The organism is Chitinophaga sp., assembly GCF_036566945.1.
Classification (GTDB): Bacteria; Bacteroidota; Bacteroidia; order Chitinophagales; family Chitinophagaceae; genus Chitinophaga.
Genome location: NZ_DATCVJ010000912.1, coordinates 1 through 4969, shown reverse-complemented (window position 1 = coordinate 4969; position 4969 = coordinate 1). Strand labels below are relative to the sequence as shown.

Annotated in this window: 6 protein-coding genes; 5 read left to right on the top strand and 1 reads right to left on the bottom strand. The window is 44.8% G+C overall.

All coding sequences use genetic code 11. The features are described 5' to 3' along the window. Nucleotides 1-79 precede the first annotated feature (79 nt). The 5 genes from VIP81_RS27400 (at nucleotide 80) to VIP81_RS27380 (ending at nucleotide 4126) form a co-directional block, all read left to right on the top strand. The gene (locus VIP81_RS27400) at nucleotides 80-667 is read left to right on the top strand and encodes an adenylate kinase (RefSeq protein WP_331968932.1); all 588 of its coding nucleotides are present in this window, start codon (nucleotides 80-82) and stop codon (nucleotides 665-667) included. Nucleotides 668-838: 171 nt separating this feature from the next. Continuing rightward, a complete protein-coding gene (gene obgE, locus VIP81_RS27395; protein ID WP_331968928.1) occupies nucleotides 839-1873 on the top strand; it encodes a GTPase ObgE in 1035 nt (344 codons plus the stop codon). A 65-nt stretch (nucleotides 1874-1938) separates the two neighbouring features. Continuing rightward, on the top strand, nucleotides 1939-2646 hold the full coding sequence (locus VIP81_RS27390) for a hypothetical protein (protein ID WP_331968925.1): 708 nt from the start codon (nucleotides 1939-1941) through the stop codon (nucleotides 2644-2646). A 30-nt stretch (nucleotides 2647-2676) separates the two neighbouring features. After that, a complete protein-coding gene (locus tag VIP81_RS27385; protein WP_331968922.1) occupies nucleotides 2677-3441 on the top strand; it encodes a hypothetical protein in 765 nt (254 codons plus the stop codon). A 1-nt stretch (nucleotide 3442) separates the two neighbouring features. Further along, nucleotides 3443-4126 carry a DUF2306 domain-containing protein gene (locus VIP81_RS27380; protein WP_331968919.1) on the top strand — a complete coding sequence of 228 codons (684 nt, stop codon included), beginning with the start codon at nucleotides 3443-3445 and terminating at the stop codon, nucleotides 4124-4126. 5 nt (nucleotides 4127-4131) lie between these two features. On the opposite strand, the gene VIP81_RS27375 is transcribed toward VIP81_RS27380, so the two are convergent. Then, nucleotides 4132-4969 (bottom strand): TPR end-of-group domain-containing protein (locus VIP81_RS27375; RefSeq protein ID WP_331968916.1); only part of this gene is annotated, 838 nt, incomplete at its 5' end.

Below are 4969 nucleotides of genomic sequence, written 5' to 3'. Positions count from 1 at the left end.
AATCGTAATTTTAATTACCAATACATTCATCTGTTTCATATATTTGCAGCCTTGCGAGTAAAGTAGATTTTAATTAAACATGGTCAATCTCATTTTATTTGGCCCTCCCGGTAGCGGCAAGGGTACACAAAGTGCTAATATTATCCAGAAGTACGGACTTATTCATCTGTCTACCGGCGATTTGCTTCGCAGTGAGATTGGTGATAAAACGCCGCTGGGTCTTGAGGCCAAGAAATTCATGGATCAGGGTACCTTAGTACCTGATGAAGTGGTGATTGGCATGATTAGTTCCAAGCTGGAGGCTAATCCTGAAGCACGTGGTTTCATTTTCGACGGTTTTCCCCGCACTACTGCCCAGGCAGAGGCGTTGGACAAGCTGTTGGCATTGAAAAAAACAGCTATTTCTGTGGTGCTGTCTCTGGAAGTACCGGAGGATGCACTGATTAAGCGTTTGCTGAACCGTGGTTTGACCTCTGGTCGCAGTGATGATGCTTCAGAAGAAGTAGTGAAGGCACGTATTGTAGAATATCATAACAAAACCGCTCCTGTGGCTGATCACTATGCCAAATTCGGCAAGTTCAAGAAAGTGAAAGGTGATGGTACAGAAGAGGAAGTCTTCGAACTTTTGTCCAAAGAAATGGACGAACTGGTAGGAGAAAGAGTATAGTTGTAAGCGGGATACCGCTCTCACAAAGACTTTCAGCATCTTATTATACAACGCAAAGATTGTAAGTAAACAGCTCTTGGCACAGAATAGTGCTAATTAGCTTAAACTTCACGATCTTTGCGTTTTGTTTTTCTGTTGTTATGGAAGCAACAGACTTAAAATCCGAGAATAGTGGAAAAAGCGAATTTCGTAGATTATATCCGTGTATTTTGTAAATCCGGGAAAGGTGGCGCAGGCAGTTTGCACTTTATGCGAACCAAATTTAATGCGCAGGCCGGCCCTGATGGCGGCGATGGCGGCAGAGGCGGACATGTTATTTTAAGAGGCAATTCACAGCTGTGGACCCTCCTGCATCTCCGCTGGCACAAAAACCTGCTGGCAGAAGACGGCGAAAACGGCAGCGGTGATAACTGTACCGGTCGTTTTGGTAAGGATATTATCATTGAAGTGCCGCTGGGTACACAAGCAAAGGATGAAGAAACCGGTCGCGTGGAAGCAGAAATCCTCCACGACGGACAGGAAGTTATCTGGATTCCAGGTGGACAAGGAGGTAAAGGCAATGCTTATTTCAAGTCTGCTACCAACCAAACACCGGAATATGCGCAACCAGGTATGCCGGGTACCGAAGGCTGGAAAGTAGTAGAATTAAAAGTATTGGCAGATGTGGGCCTGGTAGGCTTTCCTAATGCCGGAAAATCTACCCTGTTGTCTACTATTACCGCCGCCAAACCTAAAGTAGCTGATTATGCCTTTACCACGCTGACCCCTCAGCTGGGCATGGTAGAATACCGCGACAGCAAATCATTCTGTATTGCGGATTTGCCGGGTATCATTGAAGGCGCCCATGAAGGAAAAGGATTGGGACACCGATTTTTACGACATATTGAAAGAAACGCCGTATTATTATTCCTTATTCCAGCAGATAGTGCAGATCACCGCAAAGACTTTGAGGTACTGGTAAATGAGCTGGAACAATATAATCCCGAATTACTGGATAAACAGTTTCTGCTGGCCATCAGTAAAAGCGATATGCTGGATGATGAGCTGAAAGCCGCGATATCCGCGGAGCTACCGGAAGATGTACCACATGTATTTATCTCTTCTGTTACCAACCAGGGCCTGAGTGAATTGAAGGATATTTTGTGGGAAGCCCTTAACAAAAAAATAGATACGCCTGATACAGTCAACAAAGTAGACGCAGAGTAACTGTTTCCGGATTTACGGGGAAAACTATTTCTGACGCCAATGTTCGATACAGGATCCCGTATACCATGAAAACATCCTTTTTTCTGGCAGCAACCTTAGTGTTGCTGCCGGCCTGCCAACACCCCGCCAAGCCCGAAAAGGCAAGACCGGTGCAGATTGATACCATGCAGCTGATCGCTCCGCCGGCAACATCAGTGAAAGTAGCTTCCAATGAAGTGTATGTAGTGAGTCGTGATTCAACTACGTATATCCGTTTCAGTGATAGCTACTTTTCACTGGACTGGGTAAAACCAGATGCCAGGCGCAACGACTTTGAATTGCATCCGGATACCCTCTTCTTCCTGTTGGATCATTTACATAGTATCGAAGGACAAATGCTCGCCGTTACCACCGGGGAAGCCGAAAAGGTGAAAGTATCCCAGTGCTATGAAACCAGCGCCATTATTGAGCAAGAGCCCTTGCTCAACTGGAAACATTATCGCTCTCCCTGGGAATTACTTAACGCCGAAGCCAGCAACTTCTTCATCTGCAAAAAATATTCGGCAGCAGAAAAAACCAGGTTTCCTCCTACCGATATCTCCCATCTGCAACAGCATATAAAACAAAATGGCACCCCTACTCAGTACGCTCTCGTTGCCCAACTGGATAAATTTCCGGCGCCACCAGTTCGTATAGCCGTGAGCCGTTACTATATCCGGCTGGAAGGACTCACTAAAAACACTGCCAACAAGATCAATAAGCTACTCATTATTGAGGTAGCGTTTAAAGGCTGATAAAAAATTATATTTACAAAAAAATACCCTGTGAAATTATTAACCAGTTCTTTTCTGGCCGCCATGCTATTGTTTTTTGCCTGCAAACCCGCAGCAGACAAAGGCAACGACCAGGCCGCAAACGACGACAGTCTTGCGCTCACCAAATTACAAGGCACCTATATGGGCGACTTCGGTGGCGCCCCGATTTACATTACCCTGAACTATGCGAACGGCAAACAGGTAGCCGGCTACAACGTGCATAAAGGATTGCGCCGCAACCTGCGCGGTGAACTGAAAAAAGATAACGACAGCTGGATCATTAGTCTGAGCGAACCCGGAGATCACCCATTCGATGGTAAATTTGAACTTACCTTCGATCATCTGTTCGCCAAAGGAAAAGGCACCTGGACGCCGCTGAACAGCAGCACCCTGAAAGAAAAAACCTTTGTATTTGAAAAGAGTACCGACAAAGAATCAGAGAGTTATGGTATGAACGGAAATACTTTCAATCAATTCCTGATCGGCACAGACAATAGCAAAAGTGATCTCCAGTTTAGTACAGATGGCAGCTGTTTACTCCAACTCTACGAAAAGGTGAATGACTCTACCTTTGCCGACCAGATGATCAAGATCAAAGGCACTTACCAAAAATCGGATGACAGCACCCTTGTTATTTCCTGGGAAAAGAATACGCACTTTAAAGAACGTACCAATACCGCCAGATTCCTGTCTAATGGCGATACCGATGGAGATGGCCGCACTTACTTTTACGGCGTAAGAATTGATACCCTGGAATTTGTAGAGGGTCCATAATATGCGACTACTGAAGAAAATTGGATGGATACTAACAGCAACGGCTATACTCTACGGAGCATGGCTGATGCTGTTACTCACCATTCCTTATACAACGTTTGAAAAGTATACCGACTTCCTCATTACCAAACAAAGAGTTTATCCTATCCGCCACTGGCGCGTTAGCTTCTATATTCACATCTTTGTAAGTATTACGGTATTGATCACCGGATTACTTCAGTTCAGCAAATACCTGCTGGATAAATATCCCCGGCTACACCGCAACAGTGGAAAAATTTATGCGCTGGTAGTGATTACACTCAGTGGCCCTACCGGACTTATCATGGGCGTTTACGCCAATGGTGGCATATATGCGGGAATCAGTTTTGTATTGTTGTCCCTACTCTGGATCGGTTTTACCATCATGGGTTGGAGAACGGCTATGCAGGGCCGTTGGCAGGAACATATCAGCTGGATGCTCCGTAGCTACGCGCTCACCTTGTCGGCGCTCACACTAAGGCTCTACGCTTTAGTACTGGGCCTGATGCACATGCCACTAAGGCCGGCAACGGCCTATATCACCATTTCCTGGTTAAGCTGGACCTTGAATTTATTGTTAGCAGAACTGCTATTGAAGCGGGTATTGATAAAAAGAATGGGGATCACTACTGCGGCATCCCGTAGGGGGGATACCGCAGCGATATGATTTGATTAGCGGCTCAATGCCAGCTGTTGTGTCTTTGGCGTAAAATGACCATCGTCTGTAATCACGAAAGTGGTTCTCTTAATTTCTGTTCTGGACTTCTCCGGGTTATTAACATACCCTGTTTCTGCAGGATCTTTCTCATATTCAATTTTATACTCGGCTACCTCAAATTCAGCATTACTGATATTTACGGAGCGATAAGGATCTTCAATTATTTTTTTCCCCGATACCAGCATTTTATCGATGAGTTTACCACCAGTATCATAACTGACCATCAAATAATAAGCTGGTGCGTCTGCAAAATTGTCTTCATTGTCATATATTTCATCGCTCACCGCATATATCAGGGTTTTAAAGGCTTCCGTTTTTTTCACCTGTCCTACATAATAAAAGGAGCTACCTACATCTCTTGAAAACTTTGAATCCCTCATTTCAGCTACATACATTTCAAAATCATAGGAAATGAAATTTTTACCGAGTTTCCTTTGGTAGGCCGTATCAATGGTTAAAGGGATGGGCAATGGTTTGAACTGATTGGCAAAAAGATTCCATTCCAGCTTTTCCGTATCACCGGCGCCGCTGAAAGCTTCCATCACTTCTGTTTTAAAACTGTAGTGATCTCTGAAATACGCCAGGTCCGGATCAGACATAATGTTTTTCATATTATTATACCCAAACTCAATGGCAGCCATCAGGTTGTAGCGGGCAGAATCTACATTTTCGGAGATGGAATATGCGCAGGCTTTATTATACAGCAATTTCGATAACGGCTTGTAGTCCAGCAATTCCGCCATATCGTAGGCATGAATGGCGTCCCTTACTTTACGGGTGTCCAATAAGGCA